This window comes from Agreia bicolorata (assembly GCF_000938265.1).
In the GTDB taxonomy this organism is placed as follows: domain Bacteria; phylum Actinomycetota; class Actinomycetes; order Actinomycetales; family Microbacteriaceae; genus Agreia; species Agreia bicolorata.
In genome coordinates this window covers 1-25,093 of record NZ_JYFC01000009.1, presented here as the reverse complement: position 1 = coordinate 25,093, position 25,093 = coordinate 1, and the positions used below count along the sequence as shown (strand labels likewise).

Annotated in this window: 27 protein-coding genes and 1 pseudogene; 14 read left to right on the top strand and 14 right to left on the bottom strand. The window is 64.9% G+C overall.

Annotated elements, in window-relative coordinates:
* Positions 1–43: 43 nt before the first annotated feature.
* Positions 44–592 carry a PadR family transcriptional regulator gene (locus TZ00_RS20030; protein WP_052521661.1) on the bottom strand — a complete coding sequence of 183 codons (549 nt, stop codon included), beginning with the start codon at positions 590–592 and terminating at the stop codon, positions 44–46.
* Positions 593–667: 75 nt separating this feature from the next.
* On the opposite strand from TZ00_RS20030, the gene TZ00_RS20025 reads away from it, so the two are divergent.
* The 3 genes from TZ00_RS20025 (at position 668) to TZ00_RS16825 (ending at position 3,210) form a co-directional block, all read left to right on the top strand.
* A complete protein-coding gene (locus TZ00_RS20025) occupies positions 668–1,117 on the top strand; it encodes a YybH family protein (RefSeq protein WP_044443526.1) in 450 nt (149 codons plus the stop codon).
* Positions 1,118–1,192: 75 nt separating this feature from the next.
* Entirely contained in the window at positions 1,193–1,507 is a 315-nt protein-coding gene (locus TZ00_RS16830) for a hypothetical protein (RefSeq protein ID WP_044443524.1), read from the top strand.
* A gap of 170 nt (positions 1,508–1,677) precedes the next feature.
* Positions 1,678–3,210, top strand: coding sequence for an SNIPE associated domain-containing protein (locus TZ00_RS16825; protein ID WP_044443620.1), 1,533 nt, complete (start codon positions 1,678–1,680; stop codon positions 3,208–3,210).
* Between the two features lie 12 nt (positions 3,211–3,222).
* On the opposite strand, the gene TZ00_RS16820 is transcribed toward TZ00_RS16825, so the two are convergent.
* The 7 genes from TZ00_RS16820 to TZ00_RS16790 form a co-directional block, all read right to left on the bottom strand.
* A complete protein-coding gene (locus tag TZ00_RS16820; protein WP_044443523.1) occupies positions 3,223–4,887 on the bottom strand; it encodes a cation:proton antiporter in 1,665 nt (554 codons plus the stop codon).
* A 111-nt stretch (positions 4,888–4,998) separates the two neighbouring features.
* Entirely contained in the window at positions 4,999–5,871 is an 873-nt protein-coding gene (locus TZ00_RS16815) for a hypothetical protein (RefSeq protein ID WP_044443522.1), read from the bottom strand.
* Between the two features lie 190 nt (positions 5,872–6,061).
* Positions 6,062–6,799: a hypothetical protein gene (locus tag TZ00_RS19095; protein WP_052521659.1), complete on the bottom strand. Its 738-nt coding sequence runs from the start codon at positions 6,797–6,799 to the stop codon at positions 6,062–6,064.
* Between the two features lie 71 nt (positions 6,800–6,870).
* The gene (locus tag TZ00_RS16805) at positions 6,871–7,548 is read right to left on the bottom strand and encodes a SatD family protein (protein ID WP_044443521.1); all 678 of its coding nucleotides are present in this window, start codon (positions 7,546–7,548) and stop codon (positions 6,871–6,873) included.
* Between the two features lie 26 nt (positions 7,549–7,574).
* A complete protein-coding gene (locus TZ00_RS16800; RefSeq protein WP_152631245.1) occupies positions 7,575–7,811 on the bottom strand; it encodes a hypothetical protein in 237 nt (78 codons plus the stop codon).
* 114 nt (positions 7,812–7,925) lie between these two features.
* Positions 7,926–8,357 (bottom strand): Hsp20/alpha crystallin family protein, encoded by a 432-nt coding sequence (locus tag TZ00_RS16795; protein WP_044443519.1) that lies wholly within the window; start codon positions 8,355–8,357, stop codon positions 7,926–7,928.
* Between the two features lie 108 nt (positions 8,358–8,465).
* Positions 8,466–10,904, bottom strand: a complete 2,439-nt coding sequence (locus TZ00_RS16790) for an ATP-binding cassette domain-containing protein (RefSeq protein ID WP_174436087.1) — start codon at positions 10,902–10,904, stop codon at positions 8,466–8,468.
* A gap of 74 nt (positions 10,905–10,978) precedes the next feature.
* Between TZ00_RS16790 and TZ00_RS16785 the strand changes: the two genes are divergently transcribed.
* Positions 10,979–13,288, top strand: coding sequence for a hypothetical protein (locus TZ00_RS16785; protein WP_152631244.1), 2,310 nt, complete (start codon positions 10,979–10,981; stop codon positions 13,286–13,288).
* A 32-nt stretch (positions 13,289–13,320) separates the two neighbouring features.
* On the opposite strand, the gene TZ00_RS16780 is transcribed toward TZ00_RS16785, so the two are convergent.
* Positions 13,321–13,656 (bottom strand): VOC family protein, encoded by a 336-nt coding sequence (locus TZ00_RS16780; protein WP_139368839.1) that lies wholly within the window; start codon positions 13,654–13,656, stop codon positions 13,321–13,323.
* A gap of 65 nt (positions 13,657–13,721) precedes the next feature.
* Between TZ00_RS16780 and TZ00_RS16775 the strand changes: the two genes are divergently transcribed.
* Entirely contained in the window at positions 13,722–14,042 is a 321-nt protein-coding gene (locus TZ00_RS16775; protein WP_044443516.1) for a hypothetical protein, read from the top strand.
* Positions 14,043–14,215: 173 nt separating this feature from the next.
* Here the strand turns inward: TZ00_RS16775 and TZ00_RS16770 are convergent, their stop codons facing one another.
* From TZ00_RS16770 to TZ00_RS16760, 3 genes are all read right to left on the bottom strand, one after another.
* Positions 14,216–14,707: an FBP domain-containing protein gene (locus TZ00_RS16770; RefSeq protein ID WP_044443515.1), complete on the bottom strand. Its 492-nt coding sequence runs from the start codon at positions 14,705–14,707 to the stop codon at positions 14,216–14,218.
* Positions 14,708–15,002: 295 nt separating this feature from the next.
* On the bottom strand, positions 15,003–15,908 hold the full coding sequence (locus TZ00_RS16765) for a siderophore-interacting protein (protein WP_044443513.1): 906 nt from the start codon (positions 15,906–15,908) through the stop codon (positions 15,003–15,005).
* A 1-nt stretch (position 15,909) separates the two neighbouring features.
* Entirely contained in the window at positions 15,910–16,947 is a 1,038-nt protein-coding gene (locus TZ00_RS16760; RefSeq protein WP_044443511.1) for an iron-siderophore ABC transporter substrate-binding protein, read from the bottom strand.
* Between the two features lie 132 nt (positions 16,948–17,079).
* On the opposite strand from TZ00_RS16760, the gene TZ00_RS16755 reads away from it, so the two are divergent.
* From TZ00_RS16755 to TZ00_RS16720, 8 genes are all read left to right on the top strand, one after another.
* Complete coding sequence (locus TZ00_RS16755) at positions 17,080–18,534, top strand: iron chelate uptake ABC transporter family permease subunit (protein ID WP_084606246.1); 1,455 nt, start codon at positions 17,080–17,082, stop codon at positions 18,532–18,534.
* Positions 18,531–19,631, top strand: coding sequence for a FecCD family ABC transporter permease (locus tag TZ00_RS16750; RefSeq protein WP_084606244.1), 1,101 nt, complete (start codon positions 18,531–18,533; stop codon positions 19,629–19,631). The genes TZ00_RS16755 and TZ00_RS16750 overlap by 4 nt, the downstream gene beginning before the upstream one ends.
* Positions 19,628–20,446, top strand: coding sequence for an ABC transporter ATP-binding protein (locus tag TZ00_RS16745; protein WP_044443509.1), 819 nt, complete (start codon positions 19,628–19,630; stop codon positions 20,444–20,446). Before TZ00_RS16750 ends, TZ00_RS16745 begins: the two co-directional genes overlap by 4 nt.
* Before the next feature lie 34 nt (positions 20,447–20,480).
* Positions 20,481–20,726 (top strand): type II toxin-antitoxin system Phd/YefM family antitoxin, encoded by a 246-nt coding sequence (locus TZ00_RS16740; protein ID WP_044443507.1) that lies wholly within the window; start codon positions 20,481–20,483, stop codon positions 20,724–20,726.
* Positions 20,723–21,109 (top strand): type II toxin-antitoxin system VapC family toxin, encoded by a 387-nt coding sequence (locus TZ00_RS16735; RefSeq protein WP_044443505.1) that lies wholly within the window; start codon positions 20,723–20,725, stop codon positions 21,107–21,109. Before TZ00_RS16740 ends, TZ00_RS16735 begins: the two co-directional genes overlap by 4 nt.
* A gap of 81 nt (positions 21,110–21,190) precedes the next feature.
* Positions 21,191–21,670: an SRPBCC family protein gene (locus TZ00_RS16730; RefSeq protein ID WP_044443503.1), complete on the top strand. Its 480-nt coding sequence runs from the start codon at positions 21,191–21,193 to the stop codon at positions 21,668–21,670.
* On the top strand, positions 21,657–22,190 hold the full coding sequence (locus TZ00_RS16725) for a tetratricopeptide repeat protein (RefSeq protein WP_044443615.1): 534 nt from the start codon (positions 21,657–21,659) through the stop codon (positions 22,188–22,190). The genes TZ00_RS16730 and TZ00_RS16725 overlap by 14 nt, the downstream gene beginning before the upstream one ends.
* A 5-nt stretch (positions 22,191–22,195) precedes the next feature.
* Positions 22,196–23,113: an alpha/beta hydrolase fold domain-containing protein gene (locus tag TZ00_RS16720; RefSeq protein WP_052521658.1), complete on the top strand. Its 918-nt coding sequence runs from the start codon at positions 22,196–22,198 to the stop codon at positions 23,111–23,113.
* On the opposite strand, the gene TZ00_RS16715 is transcribed toward TZ00_RS16720, so the two are convergent.
* On the bottom strand, positions 23,110–24,123 hold the full coding sequence (locus tag TZ00_RS16715; protein ID WP_044443501.1) for a TerC family protein: 1,014 nt from the start codon (positions 24,121–24,123) through the stop codon (positions 23,110–23,112). The genes TZ00_RS16720 and TZ00_RS16715 overlap by 4 nt on opposite strands.
* Positions 24,124–24,330: 207 nt before the next feature.
* Between TZ00_RS16715 and TZ00_RS16710 the strand changes: the two genes are divergently transcribed.
* A complete protein-coding gene (locus TZ00_RS16710; RefSeq protein WP_044443499.1) occupies positions 24,331–24,819 on the top strand; it encodes a pyridoxamine 5'-phosphate oxidase family protein in 489 nt (162 codons plus the stop codon).
* 72 nt (positions 24,820–24,891) lie between these two features.
* On the opposite strand, the pseudogene TZ00_RS16705 reads toward TZ00_RS16710, so the two are convergent.
* Positions 24,892–25,093 (bottom strand): annotated as a pseudogene (locus TZ00_RS16705) (hypothetical protein); the annotation flags it as partial.

Below are 25,093 nucleotides of genomic sequence, written 5' to 3'. Positions count from 1 at the left end.
ACACACCGGTGCGTACTGTCCGCGCCGGGCACAGTTGGCGTGCTCAGTCCATTCCGTCGAGGCGCTCGCGCAGCCCGGTCACGATCGACGCCTCGCTGTCGTAGTAGGCGAGACCCCAGTCTGCGACCATCGCCGCGTAGCGCACTTGATGCTCGTCGCCGAGCATGTCTCGCACACCCTGCAGATCGGCACGGCGCGCCGCCAGGTCATCCAGATGCGCTTCGAGCATCGTGCCCAGCCGCTCGGGCGTCGAGAGGCGGCCCATCAGCAGCCGCAGCGCCACGGGGTGCTTGAGGATGGGGAAGCCGACCTCGCCATGGAAGAGCCATATCTGCAGCTGCTCTTCGCCGAGTCCAGTCACGCGGTAACGGGCAGGGCCGTCGGAAGGTGCCGTCTCAGCGAGCCCCGCGTCGGCGAGTTTGCGCAGTTCCGTGTAGATCTGGCTCATCGCCGGGCTCACCCAGTAGTAACGCAGCGTGAAGTCGGCCCGCTGCTTGAGTTCGTATCCCGTCATGCCCTCGGGATTCTCGCGGTCGAAGACAAGGAGACCCAGCAGCGCGTATGCCGTGGTCGACAATTCAGGTTTCGCCATGGACACAACCTTAGGTTCCTGATAGTCATGTTCCTACTAGGAATGTTTTTCGGAGCACGGAAGAAGGACAGGAACATGCCCCTCGAATCCACACCAGTGACCACTCTCTTCGAGAACTACACGTCGGCCGTACTGGCCAAAGACGTGGAACGGTTCCTCGACCTGTATGCCCACGACACCCTCGTCTTCGATGCGTGGGGGATGTGGGAGTTCGCCGGTGTCGACGGCTGGCGCCCGATGGTGACCGCGTGGTTCGAGAGCCTGGGCGACAAGCTGTGCGAGGCGCGGTTCACCGAGGTCGTGACCTCGGTGCGTGACGACCTCGCCACCGCCCACGCAGCCGTGCGCTATGCCGAGGTCACCGCCGACGGAGAGCTGGTCGACTCGATGATGAACCGCATGACCGTGGTGCTCGAGAAGCGCGACGGCGAATGGAAGATCACTCACGAGCACACCTCGATGCCTCTCGATATGCAGACGATGAAAGGACTCTCCGACGCCTACGAGAAGCGCGACGCGGGCTGAGCACGAGCCGTCAAGTCCTGTCGACACGTCGCGGTGCGCCGCTAGCCTGGGGCCTCGCTCACGACTAGGAGAACCATGAACACGTCGTCACTCATCAACCAGGTCAACGAATCGCTCGCCACGCTGGGAGCAGGCCCCTTTATGACCGACACCTCGAACAAAACCGAGACAGGAGCGGTGGTCACGGGCCGACTCGACGGACGCGTTCTGCGCATCGAGTTCGTCGAGGACGGCAGCGGCGACAGCCCAGAAAAGGGCCACCGAGTCGATATCGTCGACGATGCATCCGGCGAGAAGTTGGGCACCGGGCGCGGCGATTCCACCTTCGCCGACGCGATCTCCTCACACAACTGGGGCGGAACAGTGGAGGCACTGAAGCAGCTCGGCTAGCGTTCAAGCGTCGTTGAACAGGATGGATTGCTCGGCCACCGGCGTGGCACATTTGCGCGCGCGGCGTGCCGCCAATCCGTCCTGTTGAACGAGTCTCATCGGCACTCCCGATGGTCGGCATCCCGTTTAGGGGACTGTATGCAAACGCGATTCCGAACTATCCTCACCAGGTGAGCACTCCTGCAGGCTGGTACGACGACACGAATCCGAACTACATCCGTTGGTGGGACGGGGAGCAATGGACAGAACATGTCCAACAAAAGACGCCGCTAGTCACACCGGCCCAGCCCGAGAGCCGTCGACAAGCTCGGCAAGCCGCGGGGACCATTGAGCCCGCTCCACTACAGATCGACAAACTCAGCAAGAACGACGCCAGAGCACTTGCCTCGGAGTTGATGCAGAGAAACCTTCAACTGGAAGAGTTGGTCGAAAAGCACGGTCTACGACCTTTTGGAGAGATCGACGCGTATCGCGCCGAGGTCATGTCCGATATGGAGAGAGCGCGCCGACAGCACGAATCTGACGCGCAGGCTCGGGCCGAAGAGCATGAGCGCGCCTGGGCGGCGACCTCAGCAGAGATGGATGTTCAGCGTGCCAAGGCGACGCGGGAGCTTCAAGAAATCAACAACCAATTGCTCGCGGCTCAAAACCAGCTAAAGCAAGTGCGGCAAGACTACATCGATACCGATGCAGCGGTTGAACTTCAGAATGTCGGTTTCTTCGAGTTCGAACATCCCGCTCAATCGTCCGCCGATCTGGCGACGGAACTCGAGACAGTTCGATATGCGATCAAGCAGTCGATCCAGAACAAACGCGCCGTGAGCACAGCCTCAGGCTTCACCTTCAACAACTCTGCAGCTCAAGGCAAGAAGTTCATGAGCGATATGGCTAAAGTCTTGCTCCGTGCTTATAACGCCGAGGCCGAGAACGCGATCAAGGCGACGCGGGCCGGCAATCTCGCAGGCGCGCAAACTCGATTGACCAAGGCCGCCGAGCAGATCGCGAAAAGCGGCACAATGATTTCCCTCCACATTGAGCCGCACTTTCATCAGCTTCGATTGAAAGAGATCGCCCTGGCGAATCAGCACCTTCAAGTCCTCGCGCGAGAAAAGGAAATGGAGCGAGACCGTCGCGCCGAGCTTCGCGAGCAGGCCAAGGCAGCGGCCGAGCTCGAAAGAGAAAAAGAACGCCTGAACAAAGAACAAGCGCACTATGTCGCCACCCTGGCGGCCCTCCAGGCAAATGGGGATCTCGAGGGCGCTGCCCGCATGCAGGCCAAGATCGAAGACGTCGAACGTGCAATCGCAGATGTGGACTACCGAGCAGCCAACGCCCGTGCCGGTTACGTCTACGTGATCTCGAATGTCGGGGCGTTCGGGGAACGAATGGTGAAGATCGGTATGACGCGCAGACTCGAGCCAATGGACAGAGTCAATGAACTGGGCGACGCTTCTGTTCCGTTCCGTTTCGACGTACATGCACTTTTCTTTGCCGATGATGCGGTCGCTATCGAAGCAATGCTGCACCGAACTTTCGCCCCTCAAAGAGTCAACAAGGTCAACCTCCGTCGAGAGTTTTTCTACACGACACCCGACGAGGTACTGCAGGTTCTTAAATCGCACGCTGTCGAGATCGTGGAGTACACCGTCTCGCCGGCAGCCGCCGAGTTCCGGGCGAGCTCTCCGGAAATGGCAACTGCATAATCGGCCCGAAGCTCAGCCTTTCGGACCGCCGCGCAGCTCGAGAGCAATCTGCGATGCATCGAGGATCTGCAGTGCATAGGCCAGCACGTCGGCGTCAAAGGTGCCGTGGTCGCGGGCCTCGAGTAGCGCGGCTCTCTGGGCACCGATCACCGCCAGCTCGTGCTCCTTCGCCGAGAGAAATCCCGCCGTCGTCTGCTCGGCCGGGGGCCCCGGAGGAACGGCCTCAGCACTCTTTCTCAGGAGCTGCATCAGGCGAGTCCGCTCGGCGTTCGTCTGCTCGTCGACGGCCGCCTGGTCGACCTTCGGCGCAATGGCACGGAGAAGCGGACCGATCGTTCCGCCCTGCACAGCGAGCGACATGACGGCCACAGTGAACGCGATCAGCACGAGCACAGACCTCTGGGGCGTGCCATCGGGAAGCGTCTGCGCCGCGGCCACCGTGACGGCCCCGCGCATGCCCGCCCACACCACGGCCGTGCCATCCCGCCAGCCAAGGGGAGCGTTTCGGAAGTAGGTGATGTCGGCCAGAGTCTGCACGATGCGCCGACCGAAGCGCTCGATCTGATTGTCAGACGCTCGGCGCCGTCGCCCATTCGAGCCACCGAACATCTCCTCGGCACCCTCGGGAGTGCTCATCTTTTCGCGCACCTCGAGAAGCCTGCCTTGCATTCTCTCGTTGCGGGTGCGCAGAGCAGACAGCACCCACAGCAACGGCGCCACATAAGCAGCGCGCACGACGACGATGAGCACAAGAGCACCCGCAGCGATCAGCACCGCGGTCGAGACTCCGGCGTGATCGTGCTCGACGTTCGCGACGATTGACGAAATCTGCACTCCCATCGTCAGAAAAACGGCGCCCTCGAGAACCATCTCTACTGTGTGCCAGTTCTGCGAGTCAGACAGCCTGTTCTGCGCCGAGAGATATCGCGGAGCACGGACGCCCGTGACGAGTCCGGCGACAACGGCCGCCACAAGACCGGATGCGCCGAGCAGCTCGGCGGGAACGGCCGCGACGAAGGGAACCACGAACGAGATGACGGTATTCACGGTCGGATCGGTGACACGCTTGCGCACGACCAGGTTGCCCCATCCGACCAGGATCCCGATGATGGCGGCGATCACGACGGAGTAGACGAAGGTTCCGACCGCTCCCCAGAACGAGAATGACGCCGCAGTGGCGACGATCGCCGTGCGCAGCAGCACCAATGCGGTGGCGTCGTTCAACAGGCTCTCGCCCTCGAGCATCGCGACGACCCTCTTCGACACCGACGTCTGCTTGATGATCGACGTCGCCACCGCATCGGTCGGGCTGATGATCGCGCCGAGAGCGACGCCCCACGCGAAGCCGAGATCGGGGATGACGAGCATAAAGAACACGCCCAGAACAAGCGAACTTGCCACGACCAGCACCACGGACAGGCTGCTGATCGCGCCGAACTCGCGGCGGAAGTTCATGGCCGGCATCGACACGGCCGACGAGTACAGCAGTGGCGGCAGCACGCCGGCGAGAATCCACTCCGGTTCGATCTCGACGTCGGCGAAGAGGGGCAAAAAGCTCGCTCCGACGCCGATCGCGACGAGCAGCAGTGGAGCAGCGACGCCCAGCCGCGGACCGAGCACAGTAGAAGCTGCGATCGCGACGAAGGCGAGCACCAAAACAACGAGAAGTTCGGTCACGACTCCAGATTGGCACGACGGCCGCGCTGTAATTCAGGTCAAACGACCGAATCCGGTGATTTTCGCGCGCCGCACCACCGTTCTTCCTGAATTGCAGCGAGCCACCCGGGGCTAGTCGCGCCCGAAGAGGCTTCCGAGGTCGCCGAGGCCCGGGATCTCGAAGCTGGAGCCGATTTCGGAGAGGTGCTCACCGATGCCACTCGTGTACTCACCCGCGCCAGCAGCAATGTCGCCAAGACCGCCCTCAAGTCCTTCGAGGCCGCCCAGCGCATCAAAGTCGATGCCCATTCCGGAGGCTTGCTCGAGCAAGGGACCGGCCACGCTCGAAAGCACCGCTCCCCCTGCCACGGCGGCGAGGAGCCCGCCAGCCACGCCGATGCCGGCGCCGGCCACGGCGCCCACCCCGACTCCCGCAGCACCCGCCGCTGCGGGCTTCGAGAAAAGTCCGCGCAGGAATCCCGGCTTGTGCGCCTCGCCACGAACAGCGGCACGTGCCAGATCGTTCGGGGAAGACGAGACAGGCTGTTCAGATGCGGGCAGTTCGTCGCGCAGACGCGACTCGACCTGCTCGCGTTGCGCCGGAGTGAGTCTCGCGAATGCGTCGCGATGCACCTGCTCGAGCTGCTCCGGCATCGCGGTCTTCAGCAGGTAGTCGTAGCGCGCGATCGCGGCCCGGTCTTCGGCAGTCGACGCAGCCGGACTCGCCGTATCCTGAGCCGGAGCGCCCGACGGCGTGCCATAGACGGGAACGTCGTGGGAGTGCGGCACGGGCGCGTCGCGCACCGGCGCATCCTGAACCCGCGACGGCGCCGGATGCGTGTTGCCGCGATCCGCGCTCGGGGTGCGCCCGTCGCCCGTCACCTTGTCGGCAGCGGTGCGCACGAGGTCGCGCCAGTCTGTTGCACCGGACCCCGAAGCTTTGCTCTGCCCCGATCCATCGAGCGCCTTCGACGCCATTTTCATCAGTCGCTGGAGGGTGCTCATCTCGGGCCTTTCAATAGAACGGTCTGGCCTTTCAGCATGCACGACCGCTCTGGACAGGCACCCTGAGGAGCCTGATGAACTACCGACCGACGTATACCCACCTGCCGCGAAACCGAGCAAGCACGAAAAATATAAGATTTTTGCTTATTTATTAGTCCAAATAAGCCAGAAGCTAATCAGTGCATGTTCTTTAGCGGCCCAACCAGATAAGGAGCGACAGAGTGCCGACCAAAGCCCAACTGGTGAAGCTGCCTACAAGAAAGTACTCCGCCTTTGAACCCTCGGCATCTTTCGAGATCTCGGGAAATCGGATGATGCCTTTCGCTGCGACGACGGCTGCCATAACACCGAACTGACCAGCCAAAATCAGAGCAAGGAGAAAGAGCCGTTCGATCGGGCCGATGTAGCGACCCCCTTTGAGCTTGACGATGTCGTCATCAGGAGGCGGAACCACGACCATCTTTTTCTTGCCGATAGAGAATATTGAGCGTTGCGCTGCTTCGGTCAATGACTCGGAATCTGCGATCGACTTGTCTGCCGCGGCGACCGGCACCTCGCTCTCTGCGCGGAGAGCGAGCCGAACGATGACATTCGACGTCTCGATGAGAAAAAGAACGGCACCGACCACGAGCGCAAACGTCGTGAATGAAACACCGGCGAGTGCCTGGTACGGAAGCGAGCCGTACCAGTCGACGACAACACCATGCGGCAGAGGAAGACTCGGGCCAGCTGCGACGATGATCACCACCGCACCACCGAGGGCCAATACAACCACGAGGCCCGCGAGCTGCGACCGCGTGGCACGCGCCGTGCCATAACGCCAGAGGACGATGGCCAACGCCACCGTAGACGCCCACCACCATTCCACCCCGCAGGCGACAACCATCAGAATGCCGACCCCTAGGCCGACGGCCGACGAGAGAGCCATCGACCCTCGGCCGATTCGAACACCGATAGCGTCTGCGACCCCTATCCCGAATAGGAGAAATGCGAGGAGTATCACTGCGCGCTGCCTAGGAGCAGCAACTCACTCGCAAAGAGCGCATTCGCGCCGCTCTTCGCCAGATTCTGCGAGACCGCCGATTGGGTAATACCCTCTTCTCGCGCCAGGCTCTGCTGCGTCTCGCCTAGAAGCTGGCCGCGAAACAATCGGCGAGTTCGAGTGCTCATGGTATTGATGATGTGATCTCTCGTCAGGAGGTACGCGTTGACCGCGGCCTCTCCGATGGCGCGGTCCGAACTCTCCAATGCCGCACCCCCGAGACCCTCGGCCACTCGGAACCATGTCCGAACAAAGCCGAGCTTGGAATACTCGCGTTTTCTTGCTTCATTTATCGCCTCCCGAGCCGACCACCACGCGGAGCCATCCTGCACCGCACCGACGACACTGTGACCGACGATCTTGATTTCGCCAGAGCCAAGCCCGAATCGGCAGTCGATTTGCTCAGGCAGGAAGAGTCGGGCCAACAGCGTTGCCCGAAACGCGTGACCAAGATGGCCGTATACGGCCTGAAACTCGTCGCCTACGGTCGGTTCTATCCTCTGCACTCCAGGCTGCAATTCATTGACCTTCGCGAAGACACCGTTCAGTTCACGTTGCAGAAGTTCGCGATCGGGGTGCGTGCGAGACCTCGAAATATCGATGATCACGGCTACAGGCGAAAACAGATCCGACATGTAATCAGCTTATCGCTGATATCGGACTATATATAAGTTTCCTGCTTATTCACGATGGGCCTCGCGACATAGTTCCAGAGAAGCGAGCCGATGATCGCGTGGGCGACGGCCAGCCGCAAGGCGAACAGACCCCGCACGATCCGCTCGGCGGGCAATCGACCGAAAAGAAGAAGAAGAAGAAGCGCTGCGACGGCTGATGCGATCACGAAGAGCGGGATGTCGAACGCGGCAACCACGATCGGGGCGAGACTCCTCAGGGCCACCTCATGAACAAAACGGCACGGTGAACACAGCGACCCACCACGATGCTCCCGCAACCGCAGGGCGCAAAAAATGGGGCGAGCCAGAGGCCCGCCCCACGTTCTTTTCAGTTCTCGTCAGACGGTCAACGTCTTCTGCTCGTCGGCAGTCCGTGCCGCCTTGACCTCGATCTTGCGCGGCTTGGCACGCTCGCTCACCGGAATGATCACGGAGAGAACGCCGTTGTCGTAGCTCGCCGAGATCTTCTCGGAGTCGACGCCGTCACCCAAACTGAACTGGCGGAGATAGTCGCCACTCGGGCGCTCCTGGGCGAGCCACTTGACGCCCTCGTGGGCGGCACCGGTTCGCTTGGCCCTGATGGTGAGCAGCTGGCCGTCGACATCGACATCGACCGAGCCAGGGTCGATGCCCGGCAGATCTGCGCTCAGCACGTACTGATCGCCGTCGCGATACAGGTCGACGGGCATGAACTTAGGACCAGGACGGAACGTGAGCAGGTCGCCGGCGATGCGGTCGAGCTCGCTGAAAGGATCAAAAGACATTGCCATGAGGATTCCCCTTTCTGTGAACTTGAGTCGGTCTGACTCAACTTGTGAGAACTAAATTAGCACTCGACGGCCGAGAGTGCCAAGACTATTTGATGGGAATTTTCGGTCTCAGACCGACGCGAGCACCGAGCCGAGCGCCGCCGCCAGGTAGGGCGCGGTGCGGCTGTCGCCGCTCCCGGCCACCGACTCCGGAGTACCCGCCGCCACGACCCGCCCGCCCTTGTCGCCTCCGGCCGGGCCCATGTCGATGACCCAGTCGGCGTCGGCGACCACACTCATGTCGTGCTCCACGAGCACGACCGTGTTGTCGGCATCCACCAGGCCGTTCAGCTGCGTGACAAGCAGGCGCACATCGGCCGGATGCAGCCCCGTCGTCGGCTCGTCGAGAACGTAGAGCGTGTGGCCACGGCGGGCGCGCTGCAGTTCCGTGGCGAGTTTGATGCGCTGGGCCTCGCCGCCCGAGAGCTCGGTGGCGGGCTGGCCGAGGCGAAGGTAGCCGAGCCCCACCTTGCGCAGGGTGTCGAGGCTGCGCGCGGCCACGGGCACGTCGGCGAGGAAGCCAGCGGCATCGTCGACGGTCATCGCGAGCACGTCAGCGATCGACGCGTCGCGATAGCGCACCTCGAGAGTCTCGGCGTTGTAGCGCGTGCCGCCGCAGTCAGGGCAGGGCGCGTAGCTGCCCGGAAGGAAGAGCAGCTCGACCGACACGAAGCCCTCGCCCAGGCAGGTCGGGCAGCGTCCGCCGTCGACGTTGAACGAGAAGCGGCCGGCATCGAAGCCCCGCTCGCGCGCTTCGTCCGTGGCGGCGAACGTCGCGCGCACCGCATCGAACAGCCCCGTGTAGGTGGCCAGGTTCGATCGCGGCGTGCGCCCGATCGGCTTCTGGTCGACCTGCACGACGCGGTCGATGGCGTCAGCGGCCAGCGCCTTCTCGGCGAGCACGCCGCCGACCAGGCTCGACTTGCCCGAGCCCGACACCCCGGTCACCGCCGTCAGCACACCCAGGGGCACGTCGACATCCAGATTCCGGATGTTGTGGCGCGAGACCGCGCGCAACCGCAGCCAGTCGCGGGGCTCGCGGGCGGCCCGCCGCGCAGACTCCCCGCCCGACGGAAACAGGAACGGCCGTGTGACCGACTCGGCCACCTCGGCGAGCCCGCCGACGGCGCCGCTGTACAACACGCATCCGCCGCCTGAACCGGCCCCGGGACCGACGTCGACGACCCAGTCGGCCTGGCGCACGACATCCATGTTGTGCTCGACCACGAACACCGAGTTGCCCGACGCTTTGAGCTGCTCGAGCACCGTGATGAGCGGCTCCGCATCGGCGGGATGCAGGCCGGCCGAGGGCTCGTCGAGCACGTAGATCACGCCGAACAGCCCAGAGCGCAGCTGAGTGGCGATGCGCAGCCGCTGCATCTCGCCGGGCGAAAGCGTGGGAGTCGCCCGACTCAGACCCAGGTAGTCGAGGCCGAGGCCGACGAGCACCTCGATACGGGCGAGCAGATCGCGCGAGATGGTGACGGCGACCTCGGTGAGCTCCCCCGACGAGCGGTCTGAGCGCGCGGCGCCCGCCGACTTCAGCTCGGCCGTGGGTCGCAGCACGTCGGCGAGCGCCGCGAAGGGCATATCGTTCAGCTCTGCGATGGTGTGCCCCGCGAACGTGACCGCGAGCGCGGCCCGGGTGAGCCCGCTGCCCCCGCAGAGCGTGCAGGGCGCGGTCTCGACGAAGCGCTGGGCACGGTTGCGCTGCGCCTCGCTCTTCGAGTCGGCGAGGGTGTGCATGATGAAGCTCTTGGCGCTCCAGAATCGCCCTTTGTAGGGCTTCGCCACCCGGTCGCGCTGCGGGGTCACCTCGACCACGGGCTGCTCGTCGGTGAAGAGCAGCCAGTCCCTGTCTTTCTGCGAAAGGTCGCGCCACGGCCTGTCGATGTCGTAGCCGAGGCCGGCCGTCACGTCGCGCAGGTTCTTGCCCTGCCAGGCGCCGGGCCAGGCCGTGATGGCACCGTCGCGGATGCTCAGGCTTGGGTCGTGCACGGCCGTCGCCTCGGTCACGTCGTGCGCGATGCCGAGTCCGTGGCAGCGGGGGCAGGCCCCGGCCGCCGTGTTGGGTGAGAACGAATCCGAGTCGAGCCGGCCCGTCGCATCCACCGGATAGGTGCCGGCGCGCGAGTAGAGCATGCGCAGCAGATTCGAGAGCGTCGTGAGGGTGCCGACCGTGGATCGCGAACTCGGAGCGCCGCGGCGCTGCTGCAGGGCGACCGCGGGTGGCAAACCCGTGATCTCATCGACGTGCGGCGTGCTGCCCTGGGCGATCAGGCGTCGCGCGTACGGCGCCACCGATTCGAGGAAGCGGCGCTGCGCCTCGCCGAAGATCGTGCCGAACGCGAGCGACGACTTGCCCGATCCTGATACGCCGGTGAAGGCGACGATGCGGTCGCGCGGCACGTCTACATCCACGTCGCGCAGGTTGTTCTCGCGGGCGCCGCGCACGCGCACAAACCCGGGTTCGGCGGATGCGATGGGCTGGTTCGGTTCTGTCTGCACCGTTTCAATCGTATGCGGGCCATGGGGAGTTCTCCCCCTGTGGGGGTGATCCGGCCGCTGTTAGTGTCCTTTAGATGCCCGACTCAGCCCCGCAGACCACACCCGCCCCAGAGACCACCCCCGCCGAGCGATCCCCCGAAGCCGCCCGGGATGCCGCCCGCCGCATGTACGGACCGCCACGCGCGTGGGCGCTTGTCTTCCTGTCGCCGACACCGGTGCTGGCGTACGGGGTTCCCGTGATCGTCGCCGCCATCATCGCCACGGTCGTGGGGCTGTCGATCGTGCCAGACGGCTCCGTTGTGATCGTGAACGGAAATCTCACCCAATTGGCCAGCTCGACCGAGGCGCTCGTCACTGCCGCGATCGCCGTGATTCTGCTCTGCGTCGGCCACGCCTTCGGCATCACCGCCGCGACCCATTCCCTGATCGCGAACACCACCGACTCCAGCCTCCCGGCCCGCGCCGCGTGGGCCCGTGCCGCCCGCCGCCCAGACCTGGTCGCACTCGCGTTCGTCGGCGCGCTCGCTCTCTTCGTCGCGGCCGTTGCCGCATCCGTCGCCCTCGCCATCGCTCCCCTCTGGGCGATCGGCGGCCTCGTTCTCGCCCTCATCGTTCTGATCGTGATCGCGCCGCTCTTACTGGCGTGGCCGCAGCTCGTTCTACGCAGCGCATCGTGGGGTGAGGCTCTGGCGCGCGGATGGCGCTCCGGAAAGGATGTCGTCTCAGGGCGCACCGAAGACCGCACGCCCCGGGTCAATCTGATCATCGCGACCGTGGTCGTGGGCGGCATCGGCGTAGGCCTGAAACTCCTCACAGGACTGATGCACCAGTCGCTGCTCTCCGCCATGGTCGCCGACGCGCTCGGCATCGTCGTTCCCGCCGTACTCGTTCTGGTTCTCACGGCCGTAGCGGTTCGCGCGGTGATCGTTCGCGAGGAGTCCCGTGCCCGCATCGGCACCGAGCCCATCGTTCCCCTCGCCGCGCCGTCGTGGGCGCAGAAAGACTCGGATGCCGGAACCCGCGGGGGCGCGCTGGTCGGGCTGGCCGTCCTGCTGGTTCCTGCCCTGCTCGCGGTGCCGCTCGCAGTGGTGAACCCGTGGAGGCTCGCGTCGTACTCGGCCGCGACGGTGCCGAGGATCTGGGATTCCGCCGACGTCACCGCCGTCGGCGACCGGTCCGGCGTCCTCAGCGTTCTGGGTGGCGAAGAGACCACCGTCACTCTCTGCGGCGGCGCCGCCTGCTCCGTGCCTCTCGTACCAGGATCCATCCTCGGTTCAGGCATTGCAGGAACACCTGATAATCACCTGCTGTTCGCCCAGTGGATGCCGAAGGAGGGTCAGGGCTCCACACCGGACCGTTTCGAGCTGCAGGTTCTTGCGTCCGACGCGGACGAGCTCGAGGCATGGGGCACGAAATCGTCACCGGATGCTCCACCGAAGGGCGGCCCTGTGCCGGGCACCCGCACAGTCCTCTCCGGATATGACGCGTACTTCTCAGGAGGCGACTCCGTCTATGCACGCAGCAATCGGCGCCTCACGGCGGCGGCGATCTCAACCGACGGCGAGCATCCCGTCATCGCCGCAATTGCGCGGCCCGGTCTGAACTCGATCAACACCGACGTATTGATCTACTTCTGCAACGACGATGCATGCACGACGTCGACAGAGCGGCGCGTTCCGGTGAGCTGGAGAGGTGGCGAGTCGACCGTGGCGACACTCGATGTCTCTGTCATGGCTGACGGAACGGCTGTCGTCACCCTCGTCGATGCCCGCGATTCACGCGACCCCGACGTCGTTCCCCTTCGAGTGATCTCCGCGGGCGTCACCTCCGAGCCACGCATCGAGACACCCGAAACATTGGCGGCTGATCCAGACGACACGAGTTACGACACCACATTCGGAGCGCGCATCGAGCGCGGCGCTGACGGATTGCCGGTCATCCTCTCGCGGGCAGAGAGTCAGACTGACATGCGCATGTTCACGTGCCTCACGGTGGACTGCTCCGAGTACAAGGCGACGGACATTCCCACGGATGTATCTGCGTCGACCCGGTCCCACGACAGGCTGATTTCGCAGGCACGCACCCCGACGTTCACGATCGATGCCACTGGCAGGCCGCTGATCGCGCGAGTCGATGCCCAGAGCCGTTCGCTCGACCTTCTCTCCTGCGCCGACAAGCTGTGCACGAACTCGACGTCCACACGCCTCGCGATGCTCGAGTTCGATGACGATTCGTATCTCGCGAGCGGCCTTGCACTCGGCCTGTCTGCCGACCAGAAACCCGTCATCGCGGTGGGCGATCGACGCGTCGGAGCCGATACGGAGCATCCGCGGTGGATAGGAACCGTGCTCGAATGCGCCGACGCCCGCTGTGGGCTGGAATGACCAGTTCGGCCTCCGGCCACAGCCGTTGACTCTCAGGGGCCAGTGAACACGATGCGGTTGCCGTCCGAGTCGACGACGGGCAGGATCCGAGAGGCCGAGGCCGCCCTGATGCCGCCATTCTCGATGCCGGCGCCGTCGAGCAGCTGAAGCCGGGCATCCAGATCGTCGTCGTCGAGCACCATGCATGAGGTACCGGCCCTCCCGGGCTCGACCCACACCTGAACCCCGAACGTGTCGGTCAGATGCCACTCGACGAGTCCGTCCATCGGATGCACGTCAGGCCCGCGCCCGAACAACAGCGAATACCAGGGGATTGACTGCGCGGAGTCGCTCACCGTCATCTGGGCGAGCAGGCGCGATATCGTCACGGCGACCTCCTTGTCTCGTGCAGCAAGGGTACGTCTGCTTCGGCCGCCGCTCTAGGCTCGATGCCATGAACATCGTGGATTCCGACGAGCGCGACAGCACGTGGGAGCAGCACTCCTCTCTTTTTCGCGTCTACTTCGCCACGGTCCCCGACGCCGCGGTGCGCACCGTCGATGTGTCGGATGCGACGTTCACCGAGACCTTTGCTTGGGCGCGCGGCGAGGCCGATGCAGGCGAGACGATCGCGGTCGCCCTCGTCGGCATCGACAACCGAGGGCTGCGCGGCCTGACCTGGCTCTTCGGAGCAGATCCGAACGACTCGTCGGAGTCGGGACTGCACACCCGCATGCTCGCGGAGATGTATCAGGAGCACCGCGACCGGGTCTGACACTGCCGCCTCTACCGCCCACCCTGCTGTCACTTGGCGCATATCGACCCATATTTGCTCGGGAAGGTCGATATGCGCCAAACCGTCATGACCTCGCGTTCATGACTTGGCGGTAATCGACCCTCCGCCTCGAAGATGGGTCGATTACCGCCACATGGATGCGCCGGTGCGCGTCAGTCCGTCGCGCGAATGTCCTCTGCGAAGGAGGCCGCGCGGCTCTGGAGCGATGCGATGCGGTCGAGACGTGCGGCCTCGATGTCGAAGCCGATGTACGCCATGGTCGGGCGCTTGCGCACATTGCGCGAGCACTCGAACTCCGAGCACACGAGCGTTCCGACGGTGTCGCCGTTGCGCCCGGCCGCACCCGCGCGACGGGCACTGAAGAAGACAACGTCGTTCGGCAGCTGCACATCCTGGCACCACGAGCACTGGGCTCTGGATGCGGGCTTCGTGTCGGCCCGCCGCAGCAGCACGCCGACCGCGACCTCGCCAACCGGAACCACGACGTACGCGCGGCGTGGGCGCTTCGGGTCGTTCCAGCCGAAGTAGTCGAGCTTCGACCAGTCGATCTCGGCGAAGCCGGCGGGCAGCGTGAGGTCGGAGAGTTCTTTGCGGGACGCGTTCACGAAGGAGTCGCGGATTGTTTTGTCGTTCAGGGAAAACATGATGAGTTGCCAATCAGTGTCGGCCCGCGGCTCGAAGCCGTCGGGCGGATGTCCATTCGGACGGCATGCGCACACAGAACGTGCCCGACATCGGCCGGCTCGCACACCGCTTGGCCGCCCACGTTGAACGCGAGCGGCTGAGGAACAGGGTTATCTGATGCCGGCGAGAAGACGGCCGGCAACCCCCTCACGCCCGAAGGGCGACACCGATGAACAGGAGAAACTCACATCTCCACTGTAGCCACCGATTCGGCCGCCCGCCCGTATCGACCGAGAGACTCTCTGACTCAGAGACTTAGAGCCCGGCTCGCTCGAGCATCTCGTCCCAGTGGATCTCAGCGGCGGTCTCGTCGACCCCGGAGCTCACAAGTTCGTCGTACTCGACGAGCAGCCTGTCCTCCAGCGGCGCATACCGCTCAAGCCACTGCTCCTTGTCTGCTCGCCAGTATCCGATGATCGACATGCGGCCGACCGGCATCGCACAGGTGTTGCGCAGATGTTTGCGAATCTCTCTGCCCGCCGCCGCCTCGCCGGCGAACCAGGCATAGCCCGGGCCGTCGGGCAGCGCATACGCCCGCACAGCATCCGCGAGTTCTGACGATGCTCGCCCGTTGCCGGCTACGCGCCAATCGATCGTCACGTCTCCCTTCGTGACGACGTCGACCCTGTCGTCGGCATGTGCGACCTCGACGATCGCGTGCGCGCGCTCCCCCTCCTCGAGGCGCTCGAGCGCGCGCATCAGCGCGGGCAGGCCGGGGAGGTCGGCGACGAGAAGCTGCCAGGCGGTGTCGGCCGGTGGTGCGTACCACGAGCGCACACCCCAGATGCCCAGCATGTCGCCGACGCGGGCTGCGGCTGCCCACAACGAGGCGACGCCATCGCCGTGGGTGACGAAGTCGATCGACAGACGCTCCTGCTGCCAGTGGCGCACCGTGTAAGTACGGCACTCGCGAGCGTCATCGTCATCGTGATGGCCCAGCACTCCATCTCGGACCGTCATCGGCGGCGGCTCGACCTCGCCGTCTCGTGGAAAGTACAGCCGGATGGACTCGTCCGGCACTCCCGTCGAAGGAAAGCCGGCCAATCCCGGACCATCGAAGTGAACGCGAATAAGAGAGGGCGATATCTGTTCGACGCCCGCGACCCGAGCACGGAAGTACCCGGGCGTCGACTCTGCCGCCTTACTGTCACGCGCCGCCATATCAGCCCTGCTGCTCGGCCGGCTCGATGAAGTCCTTCTCGATATCGTCGAGAATCTTGTCGAGGCCGACCGGGTCGGAGGAGTTCCACACACCGGACGAAACCCAGTGCACGCGGTTCGCCTGCACGGCAGGCAGTGTGGGCCAGAGCGGAGACGACGTGAACTTCTCTTTCTCGGCGGGAGAGTTGTCGTCGACGTAGACGAAGAGCGTGTCGGCCTTGGCGAGTTCATTGAGGTTCTCTGCGGTGAGCTCGATGCGGAACAGACTGGGATCCTGCTGCCCCTCAGGCTGGGCGATGCCGAGGGCTCGGAACGCGATGCTCTCGCTGGTGCCGACGCGGATGGAGTAGTTGCCACCGTCGCTCAGTCGAACGGCGGATACAGGCTTGTCCGACAGTCCGGCGCTCTTGACGCGCGCCGCCAGGTCGGTCATTCGCTGCTCCAGGCCTGAGATCAGCTTCTCGCCAGCCTCCTTCTTTCCCAGCACCGAGGCCACCTCTGTGACCCCGTGCTTCAGGTCGTCGAATGAGACTCCATCGTCGAACGCGTAGCCGAAGGTGGGCACGCCGCTCGCGGTCGCGAGGTCATAGGTCTTCTTGTTCCACGCCTTGTCACCCTCGCCGGTGTATCCCGTGTCGAGAACTATCAGGTCGGGCTTCTCGGCCAATGCCGCTTCAAGGTTGGGGTCGAACCCGCCGCCTTCGCCGGCGATGTTCTCGATGCCCTCGGCCTTGTCGGCGAGGTGACTCGGAAGCGATGTCGGGCTGAACGATGCGGCCACCGGCTTGACGCCGAGCGAGAGCATGATCGCCAGCGACACAGGATCTCCCGCAACGACGCGCTGGGGCTCGACAGGAACGTCGACCGAGCCGAAGTAGTCGTCGATGGTCTGCGTCTTGACATCGCTCACAGCTGTCGTCGCACCGGCCCCGGCCGAGCAGCCCGTGACAGCGACAAGAGCTGCGACGACGACCGCCGCTGATGCGATAGCGCGGCGGCGGGCTCGAATGGGCGCGGCAGTGGGAGAGCTCGAGGTCATCAACGATCTTTCGTGTGGAGGGAGGCGGCGCTGCACCGATTATTCGGCAGCGTTTATAGCTTAGGCTAACCTAAGTACATCGGATCGCGGATGCAACCCGGCTCCCTCCGACCCGCGGCCGAGGAGGCAGGAATGACTCTCGCCGACCTGCGCCCACTCCCCGAAGATCTTCCTCACGAGCTGCCTCCGGCCCCCGCGCGTCGACAGGGCATCGGCGCCCGGCGAGTCGCCGCCGCCGTAATCGATCTCGCGGCGATCGCGGCACCGGCCGTGGTCGGGATGCTGATTGTCGCCTCTCTGAGTGACCTTCGCGGGGGCGGGTCGGCCGACCGCTTCGTCTTCGGCAGCGTGGCCGTTCTGGCCAGCATCGCTGTTCTCGTCGGCAACCTCGGGGTCAAGCAGGGCCGAACCGGCGCAACCGTAGGCAAGCAGTGGTGCGGGCTCATCGCCCGAAACCTCGAAGGCGCGCCACTCGGAATCTGGCGCAGCCTCTCGCCTCTGACTCGACGGCACGTCGTACTCCGCGAGACGGCACAGCTCGACGGCTTCGTGCCGCATCAGCCCGACGATCCGATCAGGGCACTACGGCTGCGTCGCATCGGCTGGCTTCCTGCTCTTGTCGTCCTGTTGCTCATCGCCGCACTCGCGAGCCTTGCCATCGGATCGCGCCCCTTGAGCATCGCCGATGTCGGCGCCGCCCTCCTTCCCCCATACGACACCGGCGCAAGCGATGCGGAGCTGATCGTCCGCTCGATCAGATTCCCCCGAACCATCCTCGCGATCGTGGTGGGCTTCGCCCTCGGGGCTGCCGGCTCGCTGATCCAGGGGCACACACGCAACGCGCTTGCCGACCCCGGCATCCTCGGCATCAGTGCGGGAGCCGCCTGCGCTGTTGTCGTCGCCATCTACGTGCTCGGCGTCTCCACACCGGCCGGATACGTGTGGTTCGCCTTCGCAGGCGCGCTCGCCGCGAGCGCCGCGGTTTTCGGCATCTCGTCCGCCGGTCGCGGGATGCGCTCCCCCATGACCCTCGTGCTCGGCGGCGCCGCCCTGGCCGCGTTTCTCGGGTCGATCACGAGCGCGCTGGTTCTTCTCGATGAGTCGACTCTGGACTCGTATCGTTTCTGGATCGTCGGATCGGTGGCAGGCCGCGGGCTCGATGTGCTGCTGCCGCTGCTGCCTTTTCTGGCTGCAGGAACAGTGATCGCACTACTCAGTGCACCCGGTCTCAACCTCCTCGCAACCGGCGACGACCTCGCTGTGGGTCTCGGCCTGAACATCCGCGCTCACCGGGCGTCCGGCATCCTGGCCATCACCCTTCTCGCCGGCGCGGCCACCGCCGCGTGCGGCCCGATCGGCTTCGTTGGCCTGGTCGCCCCGCACATGGCGCGGGCGATCGTAGGAAGCGATTACCGCTGGACAGTGCCGTACTCGGGGCTGCTCGGAGCACTCATGCTGTGCGTGGGGGATGTCGTGGGCCGGCTGATGCTGCGACCCGGCGAACTGCAGGTGGGCATCGTGGTCGCGCTGATCGGCGGCCCCGTCTTCATCGCGCTCATCCGGCGCCGGCGATTGGCCGCGCTATGAAGACTCTCAGCGAGCTCGCGCCCCGTGCGCCTGTCCCCGAACCACGCGATGGAGCCGGCTCACCGCGGCCCCTACGCATCGGATCCTTCTCGCGCCTCTGGTTGCCGCGACGAGCCGTCATCCTCGTCGTTCTGGTCGCCGTTCTCCTGCTCGCCGCGGGCATCAGCCTCGCAACCGGTGACTACCCTGTGCCGTTGTTCAGCGTGCCCGACGTGCTGCTCGGTGGCGGCGACCCGCTCGATCGTTTCACGATTCTGCAGTTGCGCGCGCCGAGGACCGCGATCGGTGTGCTCGTCGGTGTGGCGCTCGGCTTCGCCGGCGCCCTCACGCAGACCGTCACGCGCAATCCCATCGCGAGCCCAGACATCCTCGGTGTCAGTGCGGGCGCCGGTGTCGGCGCCCTGACCGTGATCGTTTTGGGGTCGAACACCATCGTCGGAACCGTCGTCGCCGTGCCCGCCGCCGCTCTCGCCGGAGGCCTCATCGCGGCCGTTCTGGTGTATACGCTCGCATGGCGCGGCGGTGTCGACGGATTCCGCCTGATCCTCGTCGGTATCGCGATCAATGCGGTGCTCGTGGCTCTCACCACCTGGATGCTGGCGGGCGCGCGAATCGCGCAGGCCACGGAGGCGACGGTCTGGCTCACAGGATCGCTCGAAGGCCGCACCTGGGAACAGTTCTGGCCCGTCACCGTCGCCGTTGGGCTCTTTTCGGCGCTGTCGATCGTGGTCGTTCGATCGCTGCCCGCACTGATGCTGGGTGACGACTCCGCCGCCGCGCTCGGGGTGCGCGTCGGCGCGAGCAAGACGGTGCTGCTCATCATCGCGGTCGGTCTCACTGCGTTCAGCGTCTCTGCGGCCGGGCCCATCGGCTTCGTCGCCTTCGTCGCGCCTCAGATAGCGCTGCGCGTCACGGGCGCAGCGGCTCCTCCGCTTCTCATATCCGCGCTCATGGGAGCGTGCCTCGTGACGGCCAGCGATCTCATCGCCCGCACGCTTCTGCCGTCGCCCCTTCCGGTCGGGATCGTGACCACGGCTATCGGCGGGCCGTTCCTCATCTACTTGATCATCCGCACGAATCGGAGAGCCGCCGCATGACCGAGCCTTCCTCGCCGCTCGTCGCTCGAGACATCACCCTCGGATACGGCCGGTCGTCGATCATCGACGGGTTGAACGTATCGATCCCGGCGGGCTCGGTCACCACGATCATCGGCCCGAACGGCTGTGGCAAGTCGACCCTTCTTCGCGGATTCGGTCGGCTGCTTCGAACCCGCGAGGGTGAGATTCTGCTGCACGGGGCGCCCATCGACGGGATGCGCACGCGCGACATCGCCCGTCGAGTCGCGATTCTGCCGCAGGCACCGAGTGCCCCCGAAGGACTCACCGTGGCAGAACTCGTGAGCCGGGGGCGGCACCCCCATCAGTCTTGGGCCCGGCAGTGGTCGAGCGATGACGAGGCGGAGATCGGCGCCGCGCTCGCGCTCACCGGCATGACGCACCTCGCAGGCAGGCCGATCGATGAGCTCTCGGGCGGACAGCGCCAACGGGCCTGGATAGCGATGACGCTCGCGCAGGGAACCGAGATCCTGTTGCTCGACGAGCCGACGACCTATCTCGATCTCGCCCACGCGGTCGATGTGCTCGATCTCGTGGATCGGCTCAACGACGAGCTCGGCAGGACAGTGCTCATGGTTCTGCACGACCTGAACCTGGCCGCGCGTTACAGCGACAGAATCATCGTGATGAAAGAGGGGCGAGTCGTCACAGTCGGCACCCCTCAGGAGACGATCACCGTCGAGATGCTGCGCGAGGTCTTCGGGCTCTCTGCCACCGTGATGATCGACGACGAATCGGGCGCCCCCACCGTAATTCCGCACAGCACTCGTCGCGCCACTCGCATACCGGTGGACTAGACTAGACGGACTAAGTCCATCGGCGAGGAGTGCCATGCGAACCGTGAACATGCACGACGCCAAAACACACTTCTCACGCCTTGTATCGGCCGCCGAAGCAGGTGAGACGATCATCATCGCCAAGGCAGGCCGCCCTGTCGCGAAGCTCATATCCCTGAGCCCCGCCGAGCACGTTATTCAGCAGCGCATCGGTTTTCTCACCTCGACAGCCGTATTTCCCGACGACACAGACTCTCTCGCCGCAGACGAAATCGCAGCGATGTTCTCCACCGACGAATGAGGCTCCTGCTCGACACACACGTGGTGCTCTGGGCCGCGACCGACAGCCCTCGCCTGACGCCACAAATACGCGCACTGCTCCAGTCGACCGAGAACACACTCGTCGTCAGCGCCGCCACGCACTGGGAGATCTCGATCAAGAACTCTCTTGCGCGACCCGATTTCGATGTCGACGTGGTCGCATTGCGCTCAGGACTGCAGGCGAACGGTTATGTCGACCTGCCCATCACAGCCGCGCATGCTGCGGTGCTTGCAGGCCTGCCTGATCTACACCGCGATCCATTTGATCGAATGCTCGTTGCTCAGGCACTCTCCGAGGGACTCACACTGGTCACCGCCGACAGCAGGATTCTCGATTACCCCGTGTCGACGATCAAGGTCTGACGCCCGCGCCTATCGGCCGGGATCCAGCTCACGAATGAACGACCCTGTCGGCGCCCATGGGCATCCGCTACCGTCGGGAGCATGTCAGCCGAATCCTTCACCTACACGATCTACGTTCGCGCGACGCCGGAACGCATCTGGCAGGCGCTCACCGATCCGTCGCTGACGAGCCAGTTCTGGTTTCTCACGCACAGCACCGATTGGGCGGTCGGGTCGACGATGACCTGGCATGTCGCGGGCGTCGACATCGTGGATGCGGAGCAGGTCGTTCTCCTGTTCGACAAGCCGCACCGGCTCTCGTTCACCTGGCAGACATTCACCCCGGAGTTCGGAGAGGCCGTCGGCGACTCCACAGAGCTGCTAGCAGCGCTTGCATCGGAGAAGCGCTCGACGGCCACCTTCGACATCGAGCCCGCCGGAGCGCAGACGAAACTCACGATCACCCACACCGGATTCGAGGCAGGCAGCGCGGTCCTCGCGGGCGTGACAGACGGCTGGCCGATCGTGCTGTCGAGCCTCAAATCGCTGCTCGAGACAGGTGACGCCCTTGCGTTCGGGTAACGAAGACGATCTGCAGCGGGCGATCGCCGAGGGCTACGCGCGCCGCGACCGAAACAACATGGCCCCGACGATCGAGTACGTCACGGCGTTGCTGGCCCAGTACCCCGATCATCCGGAGGCGATCTATGAGGTCGGCGGGGCCTACGACACCGCGGGCGAAGAGGAACGAGCGCGCGGTTTCTACGAACGCGCCCTCGCTGCGGGCCTGCAGGGCGATACGCGCCGTCGCTGCCTGCTGCAATACGGCAGCACTCTGCGAAACCTCGGACTCTTCGACGAGTCCATAGTCGTTCTGCGCGAGGCCTGCTCCGAGTTTCCTGAGTCCGATTCGCTGCGCGTCTTCCTTGCGCTGTCGCTGCACGCGGCGTCGCGCAGCGATGCGGCCGTCGCCGAGCTGCTCGCGCTGGCGGCCGATCGCATCCACTCGCCCGACATCGACCGCTACGAACCCGCCCTTCGGGGCAACGCAGACTATCTGCGCGCTCTCGACGCCGCGGCACAGGAACGCGAATCAGAATAGAAGTCATGGTCACCCTTCCGAGCAGCATCGTCGCTCCCGCCCTACGACTCACGCGCGCCAACCGCATCTTCGTCTCGGCCGACGAGGCGCGGCGCCACGTGCGGGCCCGCGAGCTCAGGCCGACGTCGTACGCGCCACCCGGCCACCTGCATCCGGATGTTCGTGTCGACGTCGAGCATCGCGACGGCTGGCCCGTGTACACGGTCGCGCCTCGTATCGGAACGCCGATAGGCAGCCTCGTCTACGTTCACGGAGGCGGCTGGGTGAACCAGATCGTGAGCCAGCACTGGAACCTCGCCGCGCAGATCGCCGCCGAGGCGAACACCACGGTCATCCTTCCGATCTACCCGCTGGTTCCGTTCGGAACAGCGGCTGAGGTCGCCTCATTCGTCGTCGATCTCGTTCGCGACAGCATCGAGCACTACGGCAGCACGAGCATCGGCGGCGACTCGGCCGGCGGCCAGATCTCGCTGTCGGTGGCCCTCGCCCTGCGCGACGACCACGGCATCACACTGCCGCAGACGGTGCTCATCTCTCCCGCACTCGACCTCACCTGGAGCAACCCCGAGATCCCTCGAGTACAGCCCAGCGATCCGTGGCTCGCGACGCCTGGTGGCAAGGTTCTGGCCGAGTACTGGCGCGGCGATCACGACCTGCTCGACCCGGTCGTGAGCCCGCTCTATGGAGAGCTCGCGGGTCTCGGGCCGATCACGCTGTTCTCGGGAACACGCGACGTGCTGAACCCCGACGCCCGCCTCCTCGTCGAGAAGGCAGCGGCCGCCGGGGTCGAGCTCGACTACCACGAGGGAGCCGGACAGGTGCACGTGTTCCCGCTGCTGCCGACCGCCGTGGGACGCGACGCGCGGGCGATCATCGTGGCGCGCATCCGGAATGCGCTCCGCGCGAGCGGCCCTACGGCCTAGAGCCTGCCCTCTTTCGCGTCGACGGCGACCTCGGCCTCGTCGCGTCGGGCGTCGCCGCGCGTCTTGCGCAGGCTGAGCACCGTGGCCACCGTGATGGTGAGGCCGATGAAGACCAACGAGAACCAGATCGGAATCTCGGGCGCCCACTCGACGTGCTGGCCGCCGTTAATGAACGGCAGTTCGTTGACGTGCAGGGCGTGGAACACGAGCTTCACGCCGATGAAGGCGAGGATGACCGCGAGCCCCTGGGCGAGGTAGACCAGGCGCTCGAGCAGTCCGCCGATCAGGAAGTACAGCTGGCGCAGACCCATGAGTGCGAATGCGTTGGCGGTGAACACGATGTATGCCTCGTTGGTGAGTCCGTAGATCGCGGGGATCGAGTCGACCGCGAACACCAGGTCGATGAAGCCGATGGCCACAATGGTGAGCAGCATGGGAGTGAAGAAGCGCTTGCCGTCGATCTTCACCGCGATCTTGTCTTCGTGGTAATCGTTGGTGATCGGCAGAAGCTTGCGGGCGAACTTCACGACCTTGCCGTTGGCCGGGTCGGACTCGTGGTCGCTGAAGGCCTGGCGGTAGGCCAGCACGAGCAGCAGCGCGCCGAAGATGTAGAAGATCCACGACACGTTCTCGATGAGGGTCGCACCCACGGCGATGAACGCGCCGCGCATGATGAGCGCGATGATGATGCCGATCATCAGCACCTTCTGCTGAAAGGCCTTGGGAACGGCGAACCCGGTCATCACGATGAGGAACACGAAGAGGTTGTCGATCGACAACGCCTTCTCGGTGAGGTAGCCGGCGAAGTACTCTCCACCGAAGTTCCAGCCCGAGACCATGCCGATGCCGACCCCGAAGAGCAGGGCGAGGCTGATGTAGAAGACCGACCAGCGGGCCGACTCGGCGATGGTGGGCTCGTGCGGCTTGCGCACGTGCACGAAGAACTCGAAGACGAAGAAGGCGATCGTCACGGCGATGGTGATGAGCCAGATAAGAGGTGTGATCTGCATAGGGGTATCTCCACGGTCGGGTGTAGAAGAACCAAGGTCTCTTCCACCCTCACAATCGTGAAGGCCGGCTGCCCGGAACCCGTCGATGGGTCCGTACTGACGAGTCAGCCGTGCGGGAATACTCCCCTTGCGGGCTCAAGTCTATCCCCTGTCATGCTCTCGCGCACTGCATGAGGCTGGAGGAGTACCGACAAAAGGAGACACATCATGACCGATTCATCCGCCGACGTCGCCAAAGTCGCCGACCTCATCAAGGACTTCCGATTCGCGATGGTGACCACCGTCAACACGCTCGGCGAACTCGTCGCGCGCCCTCTCACCGTGCAGGAGGCCGAGTTCGACGGCGACCTCTGGTTTATCGTGGCCCGCGACTCCCACGAGGTCGCAGAGCTCGGCGTGAACCCCGTCGCCGGAGTCTCGTTCGCGTCTAACGATACGTGGGTGTCGCTCACCGGAACGGCTGCGCAGGTAGACGACCCTGCGCGCCTGAAGGAGTACTGGAACCCGTTCGTCGAGGCCTGGTTCCCCGACGGACCCGAGGACCCGAACGTGACCCTGCTGAAGTTCTCCGCCTCTGGCGCCGAATACTGGGACAGCCCCGGAGGCCGCATCGCCTCGGTGATCAGCTTCGTGAAGTCGAAGGTCACCGGCTCGGTCGGTGACGTCGGTGAGAACGCGAAGGTGAACCTCGACTAGCGCAACGCACGAATGGCCCGCCACGTCTGTGGCGGGCCATTCGGTGTGGCGGGGGGCCACAGGGGAGTAGTACTACTTGGTGTTGACGGTGATTTTGGCGATTCCGACGAGGAGGCCGGCTTTGACGGCGTCGGTCTTGAAGGTGTCGTTGAGGAGGCCTGCGGCGTCGGCGGAGATGTGTACGGTGGTGCCTTCGAGGATGGCGGTGTCGTTCGGGCCGGTCTGGAGGGGCTTCAGGGTTCCTCCGTGGAGGTCGAAGAGGAGGGCCTGGGTG

Coding starts and splice junctions, on each gene's coding strand:
- TZ00_RS20030 (WP_052521661.1), bottom strand. CDS start 592: ATGGCGAAACCTGAATTGTCGACCACGGCATACGCGCTGCTGGGTCTC.
- TZ00_RS20025 (WP_044443526.1), top strand. CDS start 668: ATGCCCCTCGAATCCACACCAGTGACCACTCTCTTCGAGAACTACACG.
- TZ00_RS16830 (WP_044443524.1), top strand. CDS start 1,193: ATGAACACGTCGTCACTCATCAACCAGGTCAACGAATCGCTCGCCACG.
- TZ00_RS16815 (WP_044443522.1), bottom strand. CDS start 5,871: ATGAGCACCCTCCAGCGACTGATGAAAATGGCGTCGAAGGCGCTCGAT.
- TZ00_RS19095 (WP_052521659.1), bottom strand. CDS start 6,799: ATGGCTCTCTCGTCGGCCGTCGGCCTAGGGGTCGGCATTCTGATGGTT.
- TZ00_RS16805 (WP_044443521.1), bottom strand. CDS start 7,548: ATGTCGGATCTGTTTTCGCCTGTAGCCGTGATCATCGATATTTCGAGG.
- TZ00_RS16795 (WP_044443519.1), bottom strand. CDS start 8,357: ATGGCAATGTCTTTTGATCCTTTCAGCGAGCTCGACCGCATCGCCGGC.
- TZ00_RS16785 (WP_152631244.1), top strand. CDS start 10,979: ATGCCCGACTCAGCCCCGCAGACCACACCCGCCCCAGAGACCACCCCC.
- TZ00_RS16775 (WP_044443516.1), top strand. CDS start 13,722: ATGAACATCGTGGATTCCGACGAGCGCGACAGCACGTGGGAGCAGCAC.
- TZ00_RS16770 (WP_044443515.1), bottom strand. CDS start 14,707: ATGTTTTCCCTGAACGACAAAACAATCCGCGACTCCTTCGTGAACGCG.
- TZ00_RS16765 (WP_044443513.1), bottom strand. CDS start 15,908: ATGGCGGCGCGTGACAGTAAGGCGGCAGAGTCGACGCCCGGGTACTTC.
- TZ00_RS16760 (WP_044443511.1), bottom strand. CDS start 16,947: ATGACCTCGAGCTCTCCCACTGCCGCGCCCATTCGAGCCCGCCGCCGC.
- TZ00_RS16755 (WP_084606246.1), top strand. CDS start 17,080: ATGACTCTCGCCGACCTGCGCCCACTCCCCGAAGATCTTCCTCACGAG.
- TZ00_RS16750 (WP_084606244.1), top strand. CDS start 18,531: ATGAAGACTCTCAGCGAGCTCGCGCCCCGTGCGCCTGTCCCCGAACCA.
- TZ00_RS16745 (WP_044443509.1), top strand. CDS start 19,628: ATGACCGAGCCTTCCTCGCCGCTCGTCGCTCGAGACATCACCCTCGGA.
- TZ00_RS16740 (WP_044443507.1), top strand. CDS start 20,481: ATGCGAACCGTGAACATGCACGACGCCAAAACACACTTCTCACGCCTT.
- TZ00_RS16735 (WP_044443505.1), top strand. CDS start 20,723: ATGAGGCTCCTGCTCGACACACACGTGGTGCTCTGGGCCGCGACCGAC.
- TZ00_RS16730 (WP_044443503.1), top strand. CDS start 21,191: ATGTCAGCCGAATCCTTCACCTACACGATCTACGTTCGCGCGACGCCG.
- TZ00_RS16720 (WP_052521658.1), top strand. CDS start 22,196: ATGGTCACCCTTCCGAGCAGCATCGTCGCTCCCGCCCTACGACTCACG.
- TZ00_RS16715 (WP_044443501.1), bottom strand. CDS start 24,123: ATGCAGATCACACCTCTTATCTGGCTCATCACCATCGCCGTGACGATC.
- TZ00_RS16710 (WP_044443499.1), top strand. CDS start 24,331: ATGACCGATTCATCCGCCGACGTCGCCAAAGTCGCCGACCTCATCAAG.